We start from the raw sequence: 23040 nt of genomic DNA, 5'->3' as shown, positions 1-23040 counted from the left end.
CGGCGCCCACAACGGGGGTGTTCCCCTGACCGGAACGTCAGCGGCGCAGGCCGTCGGCCAGCATGCGCGTCGAGGGGGACGGCTCCAGGCCGGCCGCGCCCAGCGCGTTCTCGCAGCGTCGGTACAGGTCGATCACGCGATCCTCCTGGCCCTGGGTCGCCGACACCCGCATGAGCAGACGCCAGGCCCGCTCGCGCAGGGGATCGGAGGCGAGCACGTCGCGCAGCAGGGCCGACGCTGCGTCGAGGTCGCTGACCTCCAGCGCCGAGACGGCCCCCTCCAGACGCGCGTCGTCCAGCAGCGCCGCGATCTCGACGCGCCGCTGGTCCACCCACGAGCACTCGACCCCCTCCAGGAACGTCAGGCGCGCATGCTCGGCCACGATCGACCGCGTCGCCTCCAGGCGGGTGCGGCCGGTGCGCATGGCGGCGCTGGTCAGCCGGGCCTGCAGGACCATGGTGTCGGTCTCGATCGAGCGCACGTGCGTGAGCACGAACGTGTCGGCCTCGCGCAGCAGCTCGATCGGCTCGGGCAGCAGCGCACGCAGCGCCTGGACCGCTTGGCGCAGGTAGGCCCGCGTGGAGTCGTCGGCGCGGCCGTCGAACAGCGCGTCGAGCAGCTCGCGGCGTGTGGCGCTGCCGTCGCGATGGACGAGGTAGGCCAGCAGCGCGGTGCTCTTGGCGATCCGTGGGCGGCGCTCGTCGCCTTCGACGACCAGGCAGGGCGCGCCCAGGTCGCGCAGCCGGACCAGCGGCGAGGGCGGACGCCGGGCGCTCGGCGTCTGCGCGGCGACCGCGCGGGCGATCAGGTGCCAGGGCCCGTCGACCGATGCCTCGCCGTCCACCTGGCGGGCCAGCACCGCGGGCACGTCGCCCAGCGCCATCGTCAGCAGGTGCCGCGAGCCCTGGCGGTCGGCGGCATCGAGCGCGAGCATCGCCGCCACGTCGGAGGCGTCCGGGTGACCGAGCCGCCACTCGGCCTCCGACAGGTACACGCCGGCGGTGGGCAGCTCGAGGATGCGGTCGCTGCGGCACATCGCGTCGACCGCGTGGCGCAGCACCTCGACGGCCGCCTGGTCCGCGTCGCGCAGCAGCAGCGCGAGCCCGCGCCACGTGTCGATCTGCTCGCCCAGGTAGCCGTACTCGCGCGCGCGGCCGCCGTGCTCCATCCCGTCGAGGATGAGCAGGGCCGTGGCGGCGTCGCGGCGGGTGCGCAGCTCGAGCTTGGCGGCCAGCAGCCGGCTGACCACGTCGAACACGAACGATCCCGACTGCAGGATCCGCCCGCGGCCGCGCAGCAGCGCGTCGCGGGCCAGCTGCTCCTCGCCCAGATCGATCAGCAGCTCGGGCGCCACCGTGGCCTCGAAGCGCAGGTTGGGCAGGCTGCCCGTGCCGCCGGCCAGGCCCCGGCGGGTCTGCTCGAAGTCGCCCAGCGCGCGCCAGGCGCTGACCCGCTCGGTGCCGGCCGGCGTCCAGTCCGACACGGGTGTGGCGCACACCTCGGCCAGCCGGCCCCGCACGTACCCGATGCGCAGCACCAGCGCGTCCAGCGGCCCGCCCGACGGCTGCGGGATGGTGTCCGGCGGCCGGTCGTCGACCAGGGAGGCCAGGTAGCGCAGGACATCGCCGATGTGGTCGGCCGGCGCGTCGTCGATGATCCGCCGGGCGTCGGCCAGCCGCCCGACGTGCCAGTAGCTCCAGGCGGCCAGGACGCGCGGATCGATGCCCCGCCGGTCGGGGATGCGCAGCTCGCCGATCGTGTCGAGCCGGTCGGCCACGTCGACCGCGTGGGCGAACTCCTCGCGCGCGACGCACACGCTCAGCTGCGCGCGCAGCAGGTCGGCCGTGTTCAGCAGGCCGGCGGAGGCGAAGCGGTCCAGCCAGCTCTGCGCCTGCTCGAGGTCCAGGCGCCCGATCAGCTGCGGCAGCTCGCGCTCGGCGGGCGTCACCGCGTCGGCCACCCAGCCCGCGCGCAGGAGCTCCTCGACCGCCTCCTCGTTGCGGCCCTCCTCGGCCAGCGCGCCGCCGTAGCGGCGGCGCAGCTCGCGCGTGTCGCCTGCGTCGCGCAGGTTCAGCAGCGACAGCAGGTACTCGCGAAAGCGCGGGTGGCAGCGCAGCCTGGTGCCCGCGTGCAGCCAGGTCGCGGGCAGATGGCTGCGCTGGAGGGCCTGCAGCTGGGCCGCGGGTGACGCGATGCCCAGCGCCTGCGCGCAGGCCGCGTCGACCTCCGCGAACAGCGACGTGCGGATCAGGAAGTCGCGCTCGGCGGCCGATAGCCCGTCGAGGATCTCGGCGCCCAGATAGCCGGCCAGCGGGTCGGCCTCACCGCCCGAGCCGCCGACGTGGTCGTGCGAGCGCCAGGACTCGAACAGCACGCCGGTCACCCAGCCGCCGGTCGCCTCGACGACGCTGCCGGCGTCGACGGCCTCCAGCCCGTGCAGCGAGAGCGCGGCCGCGGCCTCGGCGGCGTCGAAGGCCAGGTGCTCCTCCCCGAGTCGCCCGACCGCGAGGTAGCCGATCCGGGCGAGCGCGTCGATCTCGACCTCGCGGCGGCCGACCAGGATCACCCGCACGGAGGAGGGCAGGTAGCGCAGGAAGCCCGACAGGACGGCCAGCGCCGCCGGCGAGGCGGCGATGCGCTCGACCTCGTCGAGCACCACCACCGCCGGCTGCGGGGGGAGCGCCTGGGCCAGGATCGCCGCGGCCTCGGGATGCATGATCCCGGCGGTCAGCGCGTCGGTGGCCGCCGGCGGCGCGGAGGGCAGCGCCTGCCGCAGCGCCGCCTCCAGGTAGACGAGCAGCCGACCGGGCGCGCTGTCGGTGGGATCGAGCGTCAGCCAGGCGACCGGCAGCTCGAGCGACTCGACGCCCTGGGCGACCGCGGTCGTCTTCCCGGCCCCCGCGGTGGCCCACACGCCGACCACGCGATGGCGTTCCAGCAGCTCGCCCAGCGCCTGGTCCAGGCGTGGGCGCGCGACCAGGCGCGACGACGTGACGGGCATGGCGATCTTCGCCGCGACCAGAGGCGTGGAGACCGTCCGGCTCTCCTCCATGGGCGCAACCGTATCCGATGATTGCCGTCCCTCCGCCGATCGACGGCGGTGGTTTCCCCCTGGTTTACGGGGCATGCGCGAGGGTGTCCGCATGCGTGAACCTGGAGGAGAGCCGGGTGCCCCGTCGGTGGCCGACCGCGTGTTCGTCGTGCTCGAGAGCTGTGCGGCCAGCAACCGCCCGCTGTCGCTCGTCGATCTGGTCGAGCGGACGGGGCTGCCGAAGACGACGTTGCACCGCGTCTGCTGGAAGCTGGTCAAGCTCGGGATGCTCGAGCACGGCGACGAGGGCTTCGAGGTGGGGACCAAGCTGTTCGCGCTCGGCGGCATGAGCCCGTGGCTGCGCCGCCTGCGGGTCGCGGCGATGCCCTACCTCCACACGCTGGTCGAGCGCACCGGGATGGCCACCAACCTGGCCGTGCTGGCGCAGGACCGCGCGCTGATCGTCGAGGAGGTGTTCGGCAAGCAGACGCCGCCGATGCGCCGGATGGTCGGTGGCGGGCTGCCGCTGCACGCCACCGCCGTGGGCAAGGCGCTGCTGGCCGGGCTCACGCCCAAGGAGCTCGACGAGCGCCTCGACGTCACCGTCCTGCGCCCGTACACGCGCTCGACCGTCGTGCGTCCCAACCTCCTGCGCGATCAGCTGGCCCAGGTGGCCGAGACCGGCGTCGCCTACTCGCACGAGGAATGGAGCGTCGGGGCCTCGGGCGTGGCGTCGCCCGTGGTCGTCGGCGACCAGCTGGTGTGCGCGGTCGCGGTCGTGGGGACGCTGACGCCCGCGCAGCTGCGCTCGCTGGCCGCCCCGGTGCTCGGGACGGCCCGCTGGCTGACGCGCGCGCTGGAGTCGGCCTACCTGCCGGTCACGCCGGGGAGGCGGCCAGCAGCGGCATGACCTCCGCCTCCAGCGCGAGGATCACCTCGCGCGTGAGGTGCGGCGGGATCCACAGGCTGATGTTGTCCAGGCCGGCGGCCTCCAGCCGGCGCAGGATGCCGGCGATCTCGTCGGCGGTGCCGGTCAGCGTGGTCATGCGCACGATCTCGTCGGTCAGCACCGCGGCCTCGCCCTCCAGCAGGTGCGAGAGGTGTCCGCGGTGGGTCTCCTGATAGGCCCGGTCGCGGGCCACCGGCAGCTTGGCCAGGACCTCACGCTCGTAGATCTCCAGGCGATCCTGCAGCGGCGGGGGCAGGTACTCGGCGATCGACGGGTCGTCGGCGTAGGCGTGGAACGGCATCATCGCCGCCATGCCCACGTGCTCCAGCGCCCGCGGTGACGCGGCCGACTCGCCCGGCTCCAGGATGCACACGCAGGCCGAGTACATCTTGTAGGCGTCGGCCAGCGAGCGGCCCTTGGCCTCGGCGGCGGCCTGGGCGGCGGCCAGCGAGCCGGCGAACACCTCGGGCGAGTTCTCCATCACGTTGGCGTACTGCAGCGTGATGATCCAGCCGTCGCCGGCCTCGCCCGCGGCGGCCAGCGCCTTGGGCCCGTCGGCGGCCACGTACACGGGGATGCCCGCCGGGTCGACGAAACGCTCGGGCTGATGGGCGAAGCGGATGTGGCGCTCGCGGCGCCCGTCGCGATGAAGCACCTCCTGGCCGTCGAGCAGCGCGCGGCAGTCGGCGGCGTACTGGCGCAGCTGGGCGGCGGGCAGGCGGGGCAGGCCGAACGTGGCCCGGCCGGTGAAGCCGGTGCCGATGCCCAGGAACACGCGGCCCGGGGCCAGGCGGTTGACCGTGGCGGTGGCCGACGCGGTCGTGGCCGCGTTGCGTGAGCTGGGGATGGCCAGGAAGGTGCCGATCCGCATCGTCGTCGTGGCCTGGGCGGCCAGCGCCATGCAGACGAACGGATCGCCGCCCAGCAGGGGCGAGTCGACGAACCCGGCGGTCGTGAAGCCGTGGGCCTCCGCGAACGCCGCGTCGTCCCAACAGCCGTGATAGCCCAGCAGCCCGATTCCGAAATCCACGGTGTCCTCTCTCCTCCGACGTGCCTGAGACGGCGACGCTACTGCCGTCCCGCGGCCGGTTCGCGCTCGTGGTTCCGGTCGCCGGAACGGACCACTGTCGCCCGCGTCGCGCGGGTGCGCATCATGTCGACGCCACGAACGAGAGGAGAGTCCGTGCCCGCATTGCGCACGACGGTGACCGGGTCCTGGTGGCCGCTCGCCGATTTCGAAGAGGACCTGGGCCGCTACCACGCCGGCGAGCTGAGCGCCGAGGACGGGGACGCGCTGCTGCGGCGGGCGGCCACCGAGGGGATCGCGCAGCAGCGCGACCTGGGGCTGACCGAGTGGACCGGCGGCGAGTACGGGTCCTACGAGTTCATCGAGCACATGCAGCGCATGCTCACGGGCATCGAGATCGTCGTGCCCGGGCAGCGCGAGCTGTTCGACTACGACGACATGGCCTTCGCGACGATCGTGGGGGAGATCGACGCGCCCAACGGCCTGGGCTACGTCGACGCCTACGTGCGCGAGAAGGACCTGCCCGGCGGCGTGGGCAAGGCGACCGTGGTGGGCCCGGTCGAGGTGGCGATCAACCTGATCGGCGAGCTGGACGGCATCAAGGACCAGATGCCCAACCTGGTGCGCGTGGTCAACGAGGAGATCCGCGGGCTGGCCGACGCCGGCGCGCCGCACATCCAGCTCGACGTGCCGGCGTTCTCGACGCTGATCACCAACGGGGCGATGACCGCCCAGGAGTCGGCCGACATCATCGCGGGGTGCTTCGCGGGCGTCTCGGGCCCCAAGCGGGGCATCCACCTGTGCAGCGGCAACCTGCGCGGGCGCCCGCTGTCGGGCAACCTGACCAGCCAGCCCTGGATCGACATCCTGGAGCGCCTCGACGGCGTCGTCGACGTGGCGCACCTGGCGCTGCAGTACTTCAACCGCTACCTGGAGCGCGAGCTGTTCCGCGCGCTGCCCCAGAGCATGGAGCTGGCCGCGGGGATCGTCGACGAGGCCAGCTACTGGGTCGAGCCCGTCGACAAGATCCGCGCCCGGGCCCGTGACTGGGCCGAGGTGGTCGGCGAGGACCGGCTGTGGCTGTCGCCCTCGTGTGGGTTCGGCCGCCACCCGGCACGCAGCGTCCCGGTGCTGCGCGAGAAGGTGGCCAACATGGTCGAAGCGGCCGGGACGCTGTGATGGCCGGCTTCCCGCGCGCGGACGTCGTCGGGTCGCTGCTGCGCCCGCCCGAGCTGCTCGAGGCCCGCGGGCGCAAGCTGGCGGGCGACATCGCGCCGCCCGACTACAAGCGCATCGAGGACGCGGCGGTCGACGCGGCGATCGCGCTGCAGGAGGACTGCGGCCTGGACGCCGTCACCGACGGCGAGATGCGCCGGATGTTCTTCACCGGCGTGATCACCGACGCGCTGGGCGGCATCGACTTCGTCCAGGGCAAGCCGATGACCTGGCACAGCGCCGGCTCCGACGAGCCCGACGTCTTCGAGCTGCCGGTGGCGATCACCGGGAAGCTCACCCGGCGCGGCGCCCTGGGCGTGGAGGAGTTCGCCTACGCCCGCGGCCGCGCGCAGCGGACGCTCAAGGTGACATTGCCCAGTCCCCTGATGCTCGCCTACTTCTGGTCGCCCGAGCACTCCACCGCGGCCTACGACGACCCGTTCGAGATGTTCGCCGACGCCGCCGCGATCATCCGCGAGCAGGCCTCCGAGCTGATCGCGCTGGGGTGTCAGTACATCCAGATCGACGCGCCCGAGCTGGTCACGGTCGTGGATCCCGAGCAGGCGCAGTTCTTCGCCGACCTCGGCGTCGCGCCGGAGCGCATGCTCACCGAGGGGGTGGAGCTGATCGACCACGTCGCCGACCTGCCCGGGGCCCGCTTCGCCATGCACATGTGCCGCGGCAACAACCAGGGCCGGTGGCTGGCCGAGGGCGGCTACGAGTCGATCTCGCGGCAGGTGTTCCCGCGGGCCCGCAACATCGACGCGTTCGCGCTGGAGTACGACTCGCCGCGCGCGGGATCGCTGGAGGTGCTCAGCGACGTCCCCGACGACCGCACCGTGATCCTCGGCCTGGTCTCGACGAAGACCGACGCCGTCGAAGCGGCGGCCGACATCGAGGCGCGCCTCGACGAGGCGGCGCGGTACTTCCCGCGGGAGCAGATCGCGCTCTCCACCCAGTGCGGCTTCGCCTCCGAGGACCAGGGCAATCCGGTCACGCCGGAGCATCAGCGGGCCAAGCTCGAGCTGGTCGCCGACGTCGCCCATCGCTGCCTGCACTAGATGACCGGGCATTCCGGCGCGCGGAATGCCCGGCTTCCCTGCCGGTCCCGGCGCCGGTGAGATCCGTCTCGATGTCCGACGAGCCGCAGACCACCGCTGACCTCCCGCTCATCTCGATGCGGGCGGTCAGCAAGCGCTTCGGCGGCGTGCACGCGCTCGAAGCGGTCGACTTCGACCTGCGGGCCGGCGAGATCCACGCGCTGCTGGGCGAGAACGGCGCCGGGAAGTCAACGCTGGTCAAGACGCTGGCCGGGGTGGTGGCCCGCGACGAGGGCGAGGTGCGCGTCGGCGAGACCGACCTGCCGACGCGCTTCACGCCGGCCGACATCACCGCGGCGGGCGTGGCCTTCGTCCACCAGGACCTGGGCCTGCTCGATCACCTGAGCATCGCCGAGAACATCGCGCTGAGCGCGGGCTACACGCGCCGGCGCACCGGGCTGATCTCGTTCCCGGGCACCGAGCGCACCGTCGCCGCGCTGCTCAAGCGCCTGGAGCTCGACGTCTCGCCGCACGCCGCGGTGGGCACGCTGGGCCAGGACCAGAAGGTGATGGTTGCCGTGGCCCGGGCCTTCTCGCTCAACGCTCGGGCGATCGTCCTGGACGAGGTCACCTCGAGCCTGCCCGCTCCGGAGGCGGTCCGCCTGGCCGATTCGCTGCGCGTCGCGCGCGCCGCCGGCCTGGGCTTCGTCTACGTGACCCATCGCATCGACGAGATCTTCGGGTTGGCCGACCGCGTGACCGTGCTGCGCAACGGGCGCCGGGTGGCCACCGCGGCGGTCGCCGACGTCGACCACGAGCAGGTGGTCAGCTGGATCCTAGGGGATGCGGCAGCCGAGGCGATGCAGGACGACGCGACCCGCCGGGTGCGCGAGCGTCCGCCGTCGGGCATCGAGCGCCTGGTCGTGCGCGAGCTCGAGGGCCCGGGCCTGCACGAGCCGGTCTCCTTCCGCATCCAGGAGGGGGAGATCCTCGGCGTGTGCGGCCTGGTCGGCTGCGGCGCACGCGAGCTGGCCGCGCTGGTCGGCGGCGCCGCGGCCCCGGTCGGCGGTGACGCGACGCTGGAGGGCGACGAGCTGCCGTTGGGCCGTCCGGCGCGCCTGCGCGACCACGGCTGCACCTACGTGCCCGGCGATCGCCAGGCGGCGGGCGGGGTGTTCACGCTCAACGTCCGCGAGAACCTGTTCCTCAAGCGCCTGAGCGGCGCCGGCGGCCGCGACGGCGCGGTGCGCCGGCCCCGGCGCGAGCGCGGCGAGGCCGGCCAGCTGGCCGAGCGCTTCGACATCCGCCCGCGCGGGCGCCTGGATCAGCCGCTGGCCGCGCTCAGCGGCGGCAACCAGCAGAAGGCGATCATGGGCCGGGCGCTGCGCCGCGGGCCGCGCCTGCTGGTCGTCGACGACCCCACCGCCGGGGTCGACATCGGCTCCCGCGCGCAGCTGCACCAGATCATCCGTGAGGCGGCCGACGCCGGGGCCGCCGTGCTCCTGGCCTCGACCGACTTCGACGAGGTGGCCTCCGAGGCCGACCGCGCGATCGTCCTGTGGCACGGCCGGGTCACGGCCGAGCTGACCGGCGAGGCGCTCACCTCCAGCAACCTCGCCCGCGCGAGCTACGGCCCCGTCCGCCCGACTGTCCCCAAGGAGTCCTGATGAGCGTTGAACCGCAGACCGACGCGGTCATCCCGGCGGCGACCCAGCCCGCCGAGCCGAGCGGCCGGCGCGAGGGGCGGGCCGGCGACTTCTTCAACCGGTACGCGCTCGTTCTGCTGTTCGTGCTCGTCGCGGCGCTGTTCTCGCTGCTGAAGTCCGACACGTTCCCGACGCTGGAGAACGCCCAGACGATCGCCTCCACGCAGGCCGTGGTCGCGCTGCTGGCGCTGGCCGCGACGCTGCCGCTGATCGTCGGCCAGTTCGACGTCTCGATCGGCTTCCAGCTCGGCATGGCCCAGACGCTGTGCGCCGGCCTGATGATCAAGAACGGCTGGTCGGCCTTCCCGGCCGCGGGCGCCGGCGTGGCCGCCTGCCTGGTCTGCGGGCTGGTCAACGGCGTGCTCGTCACGCGGCTGCGCCTGAACTCGTTCATCGCCACGCTGGGCACCGGCACGCTCGTGCTCGGGCTGACCCAGCTGTACGGCAAGGACGAGACGATCAGCGGGCCGCTGCCGACGTCGTTCACCAACCTCGGGCTGAACAACGTGATCGACATCCCGCTGCCCTTCATCTACGTGGTCGTGATCGCGCTCGTGCTGTGGCTGGCCATGGAGTACACGTCGTGGGGGCGGGAGTGCCACGCCACCGGCGGCAACCCGCGGGCGGCGCTGCTGGCCGGCGTGCGCACCCAGCGCGTGACGCTGCAGTGCTTCGTGCTCGCCGCGCTGCTGTCTGGCCTGGCCGGGGTGCTGTCGGTGACGATCCTCGGCGCCGCCGCACCGACCGTCGGCCTGGGCGCGCTGCTGCCGGCCTACGCCGCGGCCTTCCTGGGCGCGACCGCCTTCCGGCCCGGGCGCTTCAACTCGGCCGGCACGGTGCTGGCCATCTACCTGCTGGCCACCGGGGTCACGGGCCTGCAGTCGCTCGGTGCGCAGTTCTACGTCGAGCAGCTGTTCTACGGTGGCGCGCTGCTGATCGCGCTCATCGTCTCGGCGCTGGTCGAGCGCCGCCGCGGCGCCGTCGCCACCTGATTGAGGCCGCTGTTCCGGGAGCCGGAACGACGCGCTTTCCTGCGGGGCCTCCGAGCGGCTTTGCTGGCATTGCGCGGCACATCGTCGCGCGCGGGTGTCTCGCTACCACGAGAGAGGAGAGGTGAGAGTGCTTCAGCTCACCAGGAGGAGCGGAGCGGTTGCCGTCGCGTTGGCCACGAGCCTGGCGTTCGCCGCATGCGGCAGCAGCGACGACAGCTCGACAGGGACGAGTGCGGCGGCGCCGGCCGACACGACAGCGGCGGCGACGCCGACCACCGCGGCCGATGATTCGCTGGCCTTGGCCGACAAGACGGTGGAGGAGTTCTCCAGCCCGGTGGAGTGGCCGGGGCCGGAGGACAAGGTCACACCGCCCACGGGCAAGAAGCTCACGGTCATCATCTGCGGCTCGCAGGGCATCACCTGCGTGCGCGTCGGCAACGGCGTGAAGGCGGCCGGCGAGGCGCTCGGCTACGAGGTCAAGGTGGTCGACGGACGCAGCGACCCGACCGTCTGGAACCAGGCGATCAAGAGCGCGGTCGCCGACAAGACGGACGGCATCGCGCTGGCCGCGATCCCACCGGCGGTCGTCGCCGGGGCGATCAAGTCGGCCGAGGCCGCGGGCGTTCCCGTCGCCGCGGGGTTGAGCACCGCCGGTGAGGCACAGGTCAAGGTCAACCCCAACCGCACCGACAGCGCACGGGCGCAGGCCGCCTACGTGGCCAAGGACTCCGGCGGCAAGGCCAAGGTCCTGGTCGTCCGCGACGACGAGTTCCCCGAGACCAAGCAGGCCTCCGACGAGTTCGCCGTCCAGCTGAAGGAGATGTGCCCGGACTGCGAGATCGTCGACTCGACGGACTTCACGCTCGCGCTGGCCGCCCAGCGGCTGTCGGGCAAGGTCACGCAGTCGCTGCGCAACAACCCGGACATCGACTACATCGTGCCGCCGTTCGACACGGTCAACGTCTTCATCCAGCAGGGCATCGCCCAGGCCCAGAAGAAGGGCAAGGTCAAGATCGTCGGCGTTGGTGGCGACCCGCCATCGGTCGACGCGATCAAGGCCGGCGACGAGGTCGCCTCGGTGGGCCAGGCGGGCGAGTGGATCGGCTGGGACCTGGTGGACGGCCTCGCCCGGATCTTCGCCGGTCAGGACGTTCCCGCGCTGGACCAGGAGACCGACTCCAACTACGTCGCGCCGCAGCGCTACATCACGGCCGACACGGAGCTGGACCCGATGGGCTGGCAGGGCGGCTTCGACTACCAGACCAAGTACAAGGAGCTGTGGGGCAAGTAGCCCAGGCGCCACTGGCTGGAGGCCGCGTGGCGGCCTCCAGCCTCTGGTTCGACGTCCCCGGCGCGCGCTTGCACGCGTGGCTCGTGACGCCGGACACCCCGCCTCCGTGGCCCGCCGTCGTCCTGGCGCACGGCTGGGCGGCCGTGAAGGAGATGAACCTCGACTACGTCGCCGCCGCGATCGCCCGGACCGGGATCGCGGCGGTCGTCTTCGATCGTCGCGGCTTCGGGGCCAGCAGCGGACCGCGCGGCGACATCGACCCGGAGCAGCAGGTCAGCGACTACCGGTCGGTGCTCCGGGCGGTCGCGGCGCACGCTGACGTCGATGCCGCGCGGCTGGGCGTGTGGGGCACCAGCTACAGCGGCGGGCACGTCCTGGGCGTCGCGGCGCGGGATCCGCTCGTGCGCGCGACCGTGGCCCAGGTGCCCACGATCTCCGGGAGCGAGACGACGCGCCGACGCTACGACGCGGCGACCCGGGAGCGGATGGCCCAGCGGACACCCGACGAGCTGGTCGTCTCGGCCGACGTCGGCGGGCGACCGATCGGGGAGACCCAGCCGTCGGCGGTGCCCGTCGCCCCGGCCGACCTGCCGCCCGCGCCGGACCACGCCTACGCCGACGCCGACCGCTGGCGCTTCTACGCCGACCTGCCGCCGGAGCGCCTGCGCACCTGGCGCAACCGGGTGACGGCGCGCTCGCTGGAGCGCTACGCCGCCTACGAGCCGGGCCGCAGCCTCGCTGCGGCCGCGCGGCGCGCACCGCTGCTGGTCGTCTACGCCGACGCGGACACGATCACGCCCACCGACCTGATCGCCGCAGCGATCGCCGAGGCCGACGCGCCGGTCGAGCGCCTCCTGGTGGGCGGCGGCCACTACGGCGTCTACGCCGAACATCGCGAGCGTACGGCCGCGGCCGCCGCCCGCTTCTTCGGCGCACGCTTGTGATCGCCGCGCTGCTGCTGGCCACGTCCTCGTTCACCGTCGCCCAGGCGGCGGCGATCTCCGTCCTGCCCGCGATCCAGACGCACTTCGGCGCCTCGACGACTGCGGCGGGTTGGATCTTCACGCTCACGCTGATCGCCGCGACGGTGACCGCGCCGATCCTCGGGCGGCTGGGCGACACGTACGGGCGCCGGCGCGTGCTCGTCGCAGTCGTCGGGGCGGTCGCCCTGGGGTCGGTGGTCTGTGCGCTGGCGCCGAACCTGGACGTGCTGCTGGCGGGCCGCGCGCTGCAGGGCGTGGGCGGCGCGACGTTCGGGCTGGCGCTGGGCCTCGTGCGCGAGCAGGCCCCGCCGGGCCGACTGAACCGCGACGTGGCCGCGATCACGGCCAGCCTGGGGATCGGCGTGGCGATCGGGGTCGCCGCCGGCGGGTGGATCACCGAGACGGTCGGATACGCCGGGGTGTTCTGGTGCGTCGCCGCGATGGCGCTCCTGGGCGGCGTGGGCGTGATGGCGACCGCGGCGCCGTCGGGCGCGCGGGTGCAGCGGGCGATCGACTGGCTGGGCGCCGCGCTGTTGGCCGGCGCGCTGACCGCGCTGATGCTGGCGATCAGCGAGGGCGCGCGCTGGGGCTGGCTGGCTGCCCCGACGGTGGGCGTCGCGGCGGTCGGAGGCGCGCTGCTGGTCGTCTGGGTCACCGTCGAACGCGGCCGCGCGGACCCGCTGGTCGACGTCCGCCAGCTGGCGCGGCGCACGCCTGCGCTGGTCAACGCGGTCTGCCTGCTCATCTCGGCCGCGAACTTCTGCGCGTTCGTGCTGATCCCGCTGGTGGCGGCCCGAGCGCTGCACCTCGACGCCACCGCGGCCGGACTGCTGTGGTTCCCCTACGGCCTGGCCATGGTCGCCGCCGGCTTCGCGGTCGGTGGCCGATCGATCGCGCCGCGTCGAGCGCTGAGCGGCGGTGTCGCGCTGGCGGCGGTGGCGCTGGCCGGTCTGCTCGTGTGGCGTGACAGCGCGCTGGCCCTCGCGCTGTGGGGCGGCGTGCTGGGCCTGGCCATGGGCTCCGCGTTCGCCGGCATGAACGCGCTCCTGGTGGCCGACTCACCGGCGGCACAGACGGCGACGGCGATCGGCGTCAACGCGGTCATGCGCACCGCGGGCGGCGCGCTGGGTGCGCAGCTCGCGGCGGCCACGGCCGCCAGCGGGTTCGGCGCCGCGTTCGCGGTGGGCGTGGGCCTGGCGGTGGCCGCCGGGCTGCTGGCCGTTCAGGTGCGCAGCACGGAGCGGCCCAGTGCGACCGCCAACGCCCCGTCGAGCGCCGCGGCCGGATCGGCGGGCAGCCGCTCGCTGCGGTAGGCGATGTGCCCGTCCGGGCGCACGAGCACCGCGCCGTCGTCGGCGTGACCGCGCAGCGTGCACCAGACGTCGTCGCGATCGCGCAGCGGATGGGGCGCGCCGATGGCGTGGGCCTCGATGCCCAGCTCGGTGGCGGCCTCGCACCACGCCTCGCCCTCGGCGCCGGCCAGGAGGAGGAACCGGCCGACGCCGAGGAGCTCGTGCGTGGAGACCGTGCGGCCGTAGCGATCCAGCCACGCGTGGGGGAGGCGATGGCCGGGGCGGGCGGTCTGCACGTGCACGTGGCCGTAGGGATCCGAGCAGGGCGCGACGGTCCCGTCGGGCACCACGGCCGGGCTGTCGCCGTAGTGGAAGCCGAGCTCCACGTCGGCGGCGCCGTACTCCAGGCGCAGCGTGCGGAACATCTCCTGCAGCCGGCTGAAGCGCCGGCGGCCGTCCTCGGTGTCGGCGAACAGCGCCTCCAGCGAGCGGCGGTTGTGCTCGACCGGCGCCCCGGGCAGCACGCCGAAGGCGCCGGAGATCCCCAGGTGCCCGAAGAACGCGGTGGTGGCGAAGTCGACGTTGCGCCGGCCGACCGGGCGGCGTTCGGCCTCATACGAGGCCAGCAGCGCGTCGTCGGCCTGGCCGTTGACGCACGCGGCCAGCTTCCAGGTCAGGTTGTGCGCGTCCTGGATGCCGGTGTTCAGCCCCAGCCCGCCGAACGGCGAGTGGCGGTGTGCGGCGTCGCCGGCGATCAGCACGCGGCCCTCGCCGTAGCGGTCGGCCAGCAGCGCGTCGACCTGCCAGCGCGTGAACCGGATGACCTCCAGGTCGAGGTCGTCGATCCCCAGGCGCTCGCGCACCCCGGCGGCGGCCAGCTCGGCGTCGAACGGGCGGTCCTCCTGGCCGGGCGGCAGGGTGATCGTGGCCACCCACTGCTCGGAGTGCCGGTCGAAGCGGGTCGGCCCGACGGCCAGGCAGCCGGTGCGCAGCCACGTGCCGTCCAGCTCGGGGCGTACGATCGAGTGGATGATCGCGTCGTCGCTGTCCATCCACGGGGCGAGGTTCGCGGCGAAGTGGACGCTGATGGTGTGCACGAACGGCTCGGGACCGTCCATCGTGATGCCCAGTGCCGGCCCCACGAAGCGCCCGCCGTCGGCCCCCAGCAGGTAGCTCGCGCGGACGTCGAACTCGGTGGCGCTGTCGCGATCGCGGATCGTCGCGGTCACGCCGTCGGCGTCCTGGGCGAAGGCCACGAGCTCGTGGTGGAAGCGCACGTTCTCGGGGTTGCGCGCCGCGGCGTGCTCGCGCAGCAGCGGCTCGAGCTGGAGCTGGGGGAGGTTGCCGTGCCGGTAGGGCGTCAGCGGGCGGTAGTGGGCGGTCAGCGCGCCGCCCGACCAGGCGTCCTGGCGGTAGAGCAGACGCCGGTGCCAGGGCTCGGTTCCGCCCAGGCTGGTGTAGAAGCGCGCGGAGCAGTTGTGCTCGAACGCGGCGCCGAGCCGGTACACGTCCTCGGCCACGCCGTGGTGGCCGAAGATCTCCATCGTCCGCGGGTTCAGCTCGTGCGCCTTGGGCATGATCGCGGTGCCCGGATGGCGCTCGACCAGCAGGTGGTCGACGCCCAGGTCCGAGAGCATGATCGAGGCGCTCAGACCGCAGCCGCCGCCGCCGACGATCAGGACACCGACTTCTGGATGTGCGCTCACACCCCCTGCCTACTTGGGCGCGCGGCGCGCGGGAACCTGCGCGTTCCGAGCGCCGGAACGCGCGCCCCTACGCGGGCGGCCGCGCCGAGGCGAACGCGACGTAGGCCTCGAGCGCGTCGGGCTCGGCCAGCGCGTCGCGGCTGGCCACCTGGTCGGCCGCGGCGCCCTGCAGGATGCGCTTGACCGGGACCTCGAGCTTCTTGCCGGTCATCGTGCGCGGGATGTGGGGCACGGCGACGATCGTGTCGGGCACGTGGCGCGGGCTGAGCGCGTCGCGCAGCGAGCGGGCCACGCGCGTGCGCAGGTCGTCGTCGAGCTCGACGCCGTCGCGCAGCACGGTGAACAGGATCAGCTCGCCGTTGCCGCCCTCGCGGTCCTCGAGGTGGACGATCAGCGAGTCGAGGACCTCGTCGACGTCCTCGACCACCGCGTACAGCTCGCTGGTGCCCAGGCGCACGCCGCCGCGGTTGAGCGTCGCGTCCGAGCGGCCGGTGATGACGCACGACCCGCGATCGGTGAAGCGGATCCAGTCGCCGTGGCGCCAGATGCCCGGGTACACGTCGAAGTAGGCGGCCTGCATGCGGCGGCCGTCCGGGTCGTTCCAGAAGCCGACGGGCATCGAGGGCATCGGCTCGGTGATGACCAGCTCCCCGAGCTCGCCGACGATCGGGTGGCCGTCGGGGTCGAACGCGTCGGAGGCGATGGCCAGGCTGCGGCTGGCGATCTCGCCGGCGTAGACGGGGCTCAGCGGCGACCCGCTGACGATGCCCGAGCACACGTCGGTGCCGCCGCTGCCGTTGTTGAGCAGCGTGTGCGGCGCGAGCTGCTCGTAGATCCAGCCGTAGCCCTCCAGCGGAAGCGGCGACCCGGCGGCGACCAGCTGCTTGAGCGAGGACAGGTCGTAGTCGCGGCCCGGGGTCATGCCCGCCTTGCGGCAGCTCATGATGAACGCGGGGGCCAGGCCGGTGTGGGTGGACTTCAGCTCGTCGATCATCGCCCACTGCATCGACGGGTCCGGATAGGCCGGGTTGCCGTCGAGCATGACCACCGAGGCGCGCAGCAGCAGCGCCGAGATGAGCGAGTTCCACATCATCCAGGCGGTCGTCGTGAACCACTGCAGGCGATCGCCGGCCTGGACGTCCCAGATCAGCCCGAGCGTCTTCATCTGCTCGACCAGCAGACCGTGCCCGTGGATGATCGCCTTCGGGAGCCCCGTGGTGCCCGACGAGAACAGCACGACCATCGGGTGGTCGAAGGCCACGGAGGCGAACTCCAGCGGCGCGGTCTCGGCCACGAACGCGTCCCAGGCCAGGCTGTCGGCCAGCTGGGTCCCGCCGTAGGGGATGTCGATGACGTGCTCGATCGACGGGATGCCGGCGCGGATCGCGGCCACCTCGTCGTTGCGGTCGACCCACTTCTCGCCGTAGCGGTAGCCCGAGACGGCCACCAGCACCTTGGGCTCGATCTGGCCGAAGCGGTCGACCACGCTGCGCGCGCCGAACTCGGGCGCGCAGCTGGCCCAGACGGCGCCCAGGCTGGCCGTCGCGGCGAAGGCGATCAGCGTCTCGGGGATGTTGGGCAGGTAGGCGGCGACGCGGTCGCCGGGACCGACGCCGAGGCGCTGCAGCCCGACGCGGGCGCGCGCCACCTGCTCGCGCAGCTCGCCGAACGTGAAGCTCAGCTCGTCGCGCGACTGCGAGCGCGAGGTGACGGCGATCGTGTCGCGGTCCTCGTCCAGGCCGAAGAGGTGCTCGGCGTAGTTCAGCCGCGCGCCTGGGAACCACCGCGCGCCGGGCATCACGCGCTCGACCAGGACGGTCTCGTACGGCGCGTGCGCGCGCACGCCGTAGAAGTCCCAGATCGCTTCCCAGAACCGTTCGATCTCGGTCGTCGACCAGCTCTGCAGCTCGTCGCCGTCCTGCAGCGACAGCCCGAAGCGATCGTTGACGAAGGTCATGAACCGGCCCATCGCGGTGTGCTCACGCGCGTCGGCCGGAGGCGTCCACAGCACGTCTCCCTCTCTCACGCGGCGGACTCTACCGAAGTCGATGTACGGCTACCTGATACTCACGGCGACGGCGGCGCGCCACGTACGATTGCGGGAATGCAGTCGATCCTGGTCATGGGCGACGGAGCCCTGGCGAGCGGGGTCGACGACTCGTTGGTCGCCGCGGGGCGCCCGGTGCGCCGCCTGCGGCGCTGGAACGATCGCGAGCTGCGCCGTGAGCTGGAGGGCGACGTCGGCGCGGTCGTCGTCGTCTCGCGCGACGACATCGCCGTGCTGCGGACCGCGCTGCTGGTCGAGTACCTGCGCCCGGGCGTGCGGCTGATCGTGACGATCTTCGACCGCACCGTCGCCGATCAGGTGGTCGCCGCGATCCCCAACTGCGAGGTGCTGTCGATGGCCGACGCGGCGCTGGGGGCCGTGCTCGGCCCGTGCGTCGACGCGCGCCTGGCCATGCTGCAGCGCGAGCCGAACGGCAACTTCGTGGCGGTGGCCAACGGGGCCGAGCCGCAGGTCGTCGACCTCGACCACCACCCGCCGCCCCGCCACCATCGGTTCCTGCGCCGGATGGCCGAGCAGCTGCGGCCGTATGACCCGATGTCGCGCGTGATGCTGGGCACGCTGCTGGCGCTGTTCGCGCTGGTGCTGCTGGAGGCGCTGATCGTCGCGTTGCACTCCCACGAGTCCTTCGACACCGCGCTCTACAACGCGACGAAGGTCACGGCGACCGTGGGCTCCTCGCCGGTCGTCGACCACGGCCCGGCCTGGCTGCACGTGTACGCCGTCCTGACGATCGCCGTCGCGCTCGTGCTCGTCGCCGTCTTCACCGCATCGGTCGTGCGCCGCTTCGAGAGCGCGCGGCTGACGGGGATCATCGGCGCGCGCACCGTGCCCCGCTTCGATCACGTCGTCGTCGTCGGGCTCGGCCAGGTGGGCTTCCGCCTGTGCCTGGAGCTGCGGCGGCTGAACATCCCGGTGATCGCGGTGGAGCAGGACATCGACTCGCCGTGGGTGCGGATCGCCCGCCAGCGCAAGATCCCCATCGTGATCGGCCGGGGCGGCGACCGGTTCGTGTTCGAGCGGCTGTCGCTGGGACGGGCACGGGCGCTGGCCGCGGTCACCTCGGACGAGCTGGTCAACGTCAACGTCGCGGTCACGGCCCTGGCCGTCGCGCCGCAGCTGCGCACCGTGCTGCGGGCCGGCTCCAACGAGGTCACGCGCGAGACGCAGGCGCTGTTCCCGATCGGCGTGGCCGTCGACGTGGTGCGGATCGCCGCGGTCGCGCTGGCCGGCTCGGCGCTGGGCGACGACCACGTGCGCGGGTTCGCCGTCGGGGACGAGACGTGGCTGCTGCAGGCCGACGGGTCGGTGGAGCAGTTCCCCCGGTGACGTCCTGCGCGCTCGTGCTGGCGGCCGGCGCGGGGTCGCGGTTCGGGGGCGAGGGCAAGCTGCTGGCCGCGCTCGGCGGGCGGCCGGTGGTGGCCTGGTCGGTCGACGCGGCGTGCGCGTCGGCGGCGTCGCGCGTCGTCGTCGTCGTGGGCGCGCGGGCCGCGGCCGTCCGCGCGGCGTTCGCACCGGGACGGGCCGAGGTCGTCGAGTGTGGGGACTGGGCGGACGGGATGTCGGCGTCGCTGCGCTGCGGGGTGGCGGCGTGTGGCGGCGCGGAGTGGATCGTCGTCGTCCTGGCCGACGGGCCGGGCGTGACGGCCTCGATGATCGACGCCGTGCTCGCGGTCGCGGCGGCGGCCGCGCCGGAGGTCGGGGCGGTGCGGCCGATGTGTGACGGACGCCCGACGCACCCGGTTGCCGTGCGGGCGTCGCTGCTGGCCGGCGTGGGCGCGCTGACCGGCGACGCGGGCGCGCGCGAGCTCCTGCGCGACGCGGTCGTGATGGAGCTCGACGCGTCGGCCTGGCCCGACGCCGGCGACGTCGACACGCCCGAGGCGCTCGACGCCCTGCGCGACCGCTTCGACGCCTGAAGCGCCCCTACCGCGCGACGAGCCGCGACAGGACGACCTGGGACCGGGTCCGGCGGACGCTGCCGTCCAGCTGCAGGCGCCGGATCACGCGCTCCAGATCGGCGTTGGAGCTCGTGCGCACCCGGGCGATCGCGTCGGCGTCGCCGGTCACGCTCCAGGCCTCGACGACCTCGGGCACGGCGCGCAGGCCGGCGGCGACCTCGTCCAGCAGCGTGCCCGGGGTGTAGAACAGCTCGACCAGCGCTTCGGTCGTCTGACCGAGCGCGTCGTGGTTGAGGCGGGCGGTGAAGCCGGTGATGGCCCCGCTGGCCCGGAGCGCGTCGACGCGGCGCTTGACCGACGGGGCGCTGAGCGACACGTGGCGCCCGATGTCGCCGTAGGAGCGCCGGCCGTCTTCGAGGAGGAGCGTAACAATCTGCTGGTCAATCTCATCAATCACGTAACGATCATGCAACAAATCGCAGCGAAATGCCACCCGTTCCGTCATGGGCGACCGCTAACGTGACTGTTCCGTTCCGTTCCCCCTCGTTCGACCGCCCCGGAGGTCTCATGGAGTCTCGCCCCGCCAATGCTCGCGTGCTGTTCGACGAAGCCCATGGCGAGGCGTGGTCCGTTCGGGCGGAGATCGCTGCGGAGATGCAGCCGTCGCATCCCGCCGATTCGTCCTATGTGCGCGCCGCCAACGCCCTGCGCCGCCGGGACCTGGAGATCGCCACGCACGACTCGGGTCCGCTGGACGCCGCGGCGCTCGCCGGCGCCGACGTGCTCGTGATCGCTCATCCATCCGAGCCCGCCTGGGAGCGAACCGTACCGGGCGGCGGGTCGCCCCGTCTGACGCTCGCGGAGCTCGACGCCGTCGAGGCCTTCGTGCGGGCCGGCGGCGGCCTGGTCGTGCTGGCCGAGGAGGAGCAGGCCAAGTACGGCAACAACCTGGCCGAGCTGACCGGCCGCTTCGGCGTGGGCATCGCCAACGACATCGTGTCCGACTACAAGCGCCACCGGCGGGCGCCGAGCTGGATCCTCCCGGACTTCGAGTCCGTGCGCGACGGCGTCGACCTGCTCGCTCGCGTGCACGAGGCCTGCTTCTACCGCGCGACCACGCTGACCGTCGAGCCGTCGGCCACCGAGCCGCGCGTGCTCGCGCGCACGTCGCCCACCGCCTCGGTCCCGGGCGCGCCGCTGATCGTCGCTGCTCAGGCCGACGCCGGCCGCGTCGTGGTGGTGGCCGACTCCGACCTGTTCGGCGACGACTGCATCGAGGCGCTCGACCACGAGCAGCTGTGGGCCAACCTCGTCGAGTGGGCCGCCGCCGGCGCCTTCCGCCGGGCCGCCCACGTCCCGCCCGCGCCCGCGCGCGACTCCGCGCACTGGGCGACGCTGAAGGCCGAGGTCGACGCGCTGCGCCTGCAGCAGGAGTTCGACGGCGCGGTGGACCTGACCGCCCACGATCCCCAGCAGGTGCGCGCGCGGGTGGAGACGATCATCGCCGCGATCGAGGGCCTGGCGCCGCTGTTCGCGCACCAGGCCGACTACCTGGCGGCGGTCGTCACCGACCTGCGCGCCTGGGCCGACGGCGGCTTCGCCCAGCCCGACTTCACCGAGGCGCTGGAGGCCTTCCGGCCCGATCTGCAGCGCGCCGACGGGATGCAGCACCTGGTCGTCTTCCCGATGTACAAGCAGAACGGCTCGCGCGACAAGGTCTTCGAGGCCCTGCTCGTCGGCGTGCCGTGGCCGGGCTGGCTGTCGGAGCTGGAGCGCACCCGCTACGACAACGGCAAGTTCGTCCCCGTCACGCTGATCGACTACACCGCCGGCTACGAGAGCGACTGCGCCGTCCTGTTCCCGGAGACGGTCAGCGTGGCCCGGCGCCCGGCCAACCACTTCGGCGGGATCTTCTGCGACCGCGAGGCCGCGCGCTTCCGCGCGACGTCCTCGCGTGCGGTCGACGTGCTGCGCCTGAACCTGCCGCCCGACGCGGCGGGGCTGCTGTCCAGCGAGCAGCTCTCCCGCGACGCGTTCGAGCTGTGGGACCTGGTCCACGACCGCGCGCATAGCCACGGCGACCTGCCGTTCGACCCGTTCATGATCCGCCAGCGCATGCCGTACTGGATGTACGCCCTGGAGGAGCTGCGCTGTGACCTGACCGCGTTCTCCGAGGCCGTCAGCCTCGAGCGCGAGGGGCTGTGGGTGGCCCGTCACGTGCAGTACGCGATCCTGTTCGACCGCCTGTTCCGCTTCCCGATCACCGGGCCGCGCGTGCGCAACTACGACGGGCTGGGCGGGCAGCTGCTGTTCGGCTACCTGCACGCCACGCGGCGGCTGCACTGGACCGACAACCGCCTGACGATCGAGTGGGAGCACGTCGCCGAGGGCGTGCTCGAGCTGCGCGAGCGCGTCGAGGCGCTCTACCGGGCCGGCATCTCGCGCACGAAGCTGCAGCACTGGTCGGCCGCGCACGACCTCGTCGCCGAGTTCGTGCCCTCCGCGTCCGGGTCGCGCTGGGTCACCGGCGTGCGCGCGTTCGAGGAGACCGCCGACCCGCGCCCGTACGTCGACGAGGTGTTGGCCGACGAGTTCCCGCTGTCGCTGTTCTACGTGTCGCTGCAGGGCAAGCTGGCCCCGGAGGCCGTCGCGGCATGAGCGTCACCCAGCGGGAGAAGGGGGAGGCGTTCGCCGCGCTGCACGCCGGCCCGGCGTTCGTGATCCCCAACCCCTGGGATGCGGGCTCGGCGCGCGTGCTGGAGTCGATCGGCTTCCCGGCGCTGGCCACGACGAGCTCCGGCTTCGCCGCCACGCTGGGGCGGGCCGACAGCAGCGTCACCCTCGACGAGCTGGTCGCGCACGTCGCGGTCCTCAGCGCGGCGACCGCGCTGCCGGTCTCGGTCGACATGGAGAACGGCTACGGCCCGGCCGCGGCCGACGCGGTGCGGGCGATCGAGCGGATCGCCGCCGCGGGCGCCGTGGGCGGCTCGATCGAGGACTGGGACCCGGTGCAGCGGCGCCTGTACGACCCGCGGGAGGCGGCCGAGCGGGTGGCCGCCGCGGCCCAGGCGGCACACGCGCTCGACGTCCCGTTCACGTTCACCGCCCGGGCCGAGAACCACATTCGCGGCAACCCGGACCTGGACGACACGATCGCCCGCCTGCAGGCCTACGAGGCCGCCGGGGCCGACGTGCTGTACGCGCCCGGCCTGGCCACGGTCGAGGAGATCGCCACGGTGTGCGCCGCGGTCGGCAAGCCGGTCAACGTGCTGGCCTGGGGTGACCTGTCGCTGGCCGACATCACCGGCGCCGGGGCCCAGCGCGTCAGCGTCGGCGGGAGCCTGGCCTGGGTGGCCTACGCGGCGCTGGCCTCCGCGGGCCGGGCCGTGCTCGGCGGGGACCTGTCGGTCCTCGACGCCTCGTCGCCCGGCTTCTAGAGATCGTCGATGCTCGAGGCGTCGGCGGGCACGTCGACCGCCAGCTCGCGCAGCGCGTCCATCGGCACGACCTCCAGCGCCCGCTGGTTCGTCGAGGCCAGCACGACGAACGCCGCCGCGCCGTCCTCGTAGGCCCGCAGCCAGTTGTGCGCGGTCACGCACCAGCGGTCGCCGGGCACCAGGCCCGGGAAGTTGAAGTGCGGCATCGCGGCCGACAGGTCGTTGCCGATCGAGCGCTGGTGCTCGAGAAAGTCCGCGGTGACGACGGCGCAGATCGTGTGGCTGCCGCGGTCCTGCAGGCCCGTGGCGCAGCAGCCGTCGCGATAGAAGCCGGTCATCGGCTCCGTCCCACACGGCTCGAGCGATCCGCCGAGCACGTTGCGTTCGTTCACCACCGTGCCAGTA

The 23040-nt window shown here is 73.4% G+C and carries 19 protein-coding genes; 12 read left to right on the top strand and 7 right to left on the bottom strand.

The annotated features are described in order from the left end of the window. Positions 1 to 37: 37 nt before the first annotated feature. The gene (locus ACZ5UI_RS09225; protein ID WP_464196492.1) at positions 38 to 3052 is read right to left on the bottom strand and encodes a BTAD domain-containing putative transcriptional regulator; all 3015 of its coding nucleotides are present in this window, start codon (positions 3050 to 3052) and stop codon (positions 38 to 40) included. A gap of 91 nt (positions 3053 to 3143) precedes the next feature. Between ACZ5UI_RS09225 and ACZ5UI_RS09220 the strand changes: the two genes are divergently transcribed. Further along, positions 3144 to 3941, top strand: coding sequence for an IclR family transcriptional regulator (locus tag ACZ5UI_RS09220; RefSeq protein ID WP_464196490.1), 798 nt, complete (start codon positions 3144 to 3146; stop codon positions 3939 to 3941). Here the strand turns inward: ACZ5UI_RS09220 and ACZ5UI_RS09215 are convergent. Continuing rightward, positions 3910 to 5010, bottom strand: coding sequence for an LLM class flavin-dependent oxidoreductase (locus ACZ5UI_RS09215; RefSeq protein WP_464196488.1), 1101 nt, complete (start codon positions 5008 to 5010; stop codon positions 3910 to 3912). The two genes, ACZ5UI_RS09220 and ACZ5UI_RS09215, sit on opposite strands and share 32 nt — an antisense overlap. A 153-nt stretch (positions 5011 to 5163) precedes the next feature. Here ACZ5UI_RS09215 and ACZ5UI_RS09210 point away from each other — a divergent pair, with 153 nt between their 5' ends. The 4 genes from ACZ5UI_RS09210 to ACZ5UI_RS09195 all read left to right on the top strand — a co-directional run bounded on the left by ACZ5UI_RS09210 (position 5164) and on the right by ACZ5UI_RS09195 (position 9960). Next, positions 5164 to 6186 (top strand): hypothetical protein, encoded by a 1023-nt coding sequence (locus ACZ5UI_RS09210; RefSeq protein ID WP_464196486.1) that lies wholly within the window; start codon positions 5164 to 5166, stop codon positions 6184 to 6186. Continuing rightward, positions 6186 to 7283, top strand: coding sequence for a cobalamin-independent methionine synthase II family protein (locus ACZ5UI_RS09205; RefSeq protein WP_464196484.1), 1098 nt, complete (start codon positions 6186 to 6188; stop codon positions 7281 to 7283). Before ACZ5UI_RS09210 ends, ACZ5UI_RS09205 begins: the two co-directional genes overlap by 1 nt. A gap of 71 nt (positions 7284 to 7354) precedes the next feature. Then, positions 7355 to 8929 (top strand): sugar ABC transporter ATP-binding protein, encoded by a 1575-nt coding sequence (locus tag ACZ5UI_RS09200; RefSeq protein WP_464196482.1) that lies wholly within the window; start codon positions 7355 to 7357, stop codon positions 8927 to 8929. Then, on the top strand, positions 8929 to 9960 hold the full coding sequence (locus ACZ5UI_RS09195; RefSeq protein ID WP_464196480.1) for an ABC transporter permease: 1032 nt from the start codon (positions 8929 to 8931) through the stop codon (positions 9958 to 9960). Before ACZ5UI_RS09200 ends, ACZ5UI_RS09195 begins: the two co-directional genes overlap by 1 nt. A 132-nt stretch (positions 9961 to 10092) precedes the next feature. On the opposite strand, the gene ACZ5UI_RS09190 is transcribed toward ACZ5UI_RS09195, so the two are convergent. Then, positions 10093 to 10269: a hypothetical protein gene (locus ACZ5UI_RS09190; RefSeq protein WP_464196478.1), complete on the bottom strand. Its 177-nt coding sequence runs from the start codon at positions 10267 to 10269 to the stop codon at positions 10093 to 10095. Between ACZ5UI_RS09190 and ACZ5UI_RS09185 the strand changes: the two genes are divergently transcribed. Genes ACZ5UI_RS09185 through ACZ5UI_RS09175 form a run of 3 tightly spaced genes read left to right on the top strand, consistent with a single transcriptional unit; the run spans position 10259 to position 13547 of the window. Next, on the top strand, positions 10259 to 11251 hold the full coding sequence (locus ACZ5UI_RS09185; RefSeq protein WP_464196476.1) for a sugar ABC transporter substrate-binding protein: 993 nt from the start codon (positions 10259 to 10261) through the stop codon (positions 11249 to 11251). The two genes, ACZ5UI_RS09190 and ACZ5UI_RS09185, sit on opposite strands and share 11 nt — an antisense overlap. Before the next feature lie 26 nt (positions 11252 to 11277). Further along, positions 11278 to 12195, top strand: coding sequence for an alpha/beta hydrolase (locus ACZ5UI_RS09180; protein WP_464196474.1), 918 nt, complete (start codon positions 11278 to 11280; stop codon positions 12193 to 12195). Continuing rightward, a complete protein-coding gene (locus ACZ5UI_RS09175; protein WP_464196472.1) occupies positions 12192 to 13547 on the top strand; it encodes an MFS transporter in 1356 nt (451 codons plus the stop codon). The genes ACZ5UI_RS09180 and ACZ5UI_RS09175 overlap by 4 nt, the downstream gene beginning before the upstream one ends. On the opposite strand, the gene ACZ5UI_RS09170 is transcribed toward ACZ5UI_RS09175, so the two are convergent. After that, positions 13457 to 15232, bottom strand: a complete 1776-nt coding sequence (locus ACZ5UI_RS09170) for an FAD-dependent monooxygenase (protein WP_464196470.1) — start codon at positions 15230 to 15232, stop codon at positions 13457 to 13459. The genes ACZ5UI_RS09175 and ACZ5UI_RS09170 overlap by 91 nt on opposite strands. A gap of 67 nt (positions 15233 to 15299) precedes the next feature. Further along, on the bottom strand, positions 15300 to 17201 hold the full coding sequence (locus ACZ5UI_RS09165) for an acetoacetate--CoA ligase (RefSeq protein WP_464197794.1): 1902 nt from the start codon (positions 17199 to 17201) through the stop codon (positions 15300 to 15302). 135 nt (positions 17202 to 17336) lie between these two features. Between ACZ5UI_RS09165 and ACZ5UI_RS09160 the strand changes: the two genes are divergently transcribed. Continuing rightward, positions 17337 to 18626 (top strand): NAD-binding protein, encoded by a 1290-nt coding sequence (locus tag ACZ5UI_RS09160; RefSeq protein WP_464196468.1) that lies wholly within the window; start codon positions 17337 to 17339, stop codon positions 18624 to 18626. Further along, entirely contained in the window at positions 18623 to 19216 is a 594-nt protein-coding gene (locus ACZ5UI_RS09155; protein WP_464196466.1) for a nucleotidyltransferase family protein, read from the top strand. The genes ACZ5UI_RS09160 and ACZ5UI_RS09155 overlap by 4 nt, the downstream gene beginning before the upstream one ends. A 7-nt stretch (positions 19217 to 19223) precedes the next feature. Here ACZ5UI_RS09155 and ACZ5UI_RS09150 read toward each other — a convergent pair whose 3' ends face one another. Then, on the bottom strand, positions 19224 to 19652 hold the full coding sequence (locus tag ACZ5UI_RS09150) for an Lrp/AsnC family transcriptional regulator (protein ID WP_464197792.1): 429 nt from the start codon (positions 19650 to 19652) through the stop codon (positions 19224 to 19226). 113 nt (positions 19653 to 19765) lie between these two features. On the opposite strand from ACZ5UI_RS09150, the gene ACZ5UI_RS09145 reads away from it, so the two are divergent. Both ACZ5UI_RS09145 and ACZ5UI_RS09140 read left to right on the top strand, forming a co-directional pair. Further along, positions 19766 to 21856 (top strand): DUF6421 family protein, encoded by a 2091-nt coding sequence (locus tag ACZ5UI_RS09145; protein WP_464196464.1) that lies wholly within the window; start codon positions 19766 to 19768, stop codon positions 21854 to 21856. Then, entirely contained in the window at positions 21853 to 22635 is a 783-nt protein-coding gene (locus tag ACZ5UI_RS09140; RefSeq protein WP_464196462.1) for an isocitrate lyase/PEP mutase family protein, read from the top strand. The genes ACZ5UI_RS09145 and ACZ5UI_RS09140 overlap by 4 nt, the downstream gene beginning before the upstream one ends. On the opposite strand, the gene ACZ5UI_RS09135 is transcribed toward ACZ5UI_RS09140, so the two are convergent. After that, positions 22632 to 23027, bottom strand: coding sequence for a DUF2237 family protein (locus ACZ5UI_RS09135; protein WP_464196460.1), 396 nt, complete (start codon positions 23025 to 23027; stop codon positions 22632 to 22634). The two genes, ACZ5UI_RS09140 and ACZ5UI_RS09135, sit on opposite strands and share 4 nt — an antisense overlap. Positions 23028 to 23040 lie beyond the last annotated feature (13 nt).

Source organism: Conexibacter sp. JCM 18997 (assembly GCF_055391915.1).
Note: the sequence above shows the minus strand (reverse complement) of the source record. Positions and strands in the feature narration are given on the sequence as shown.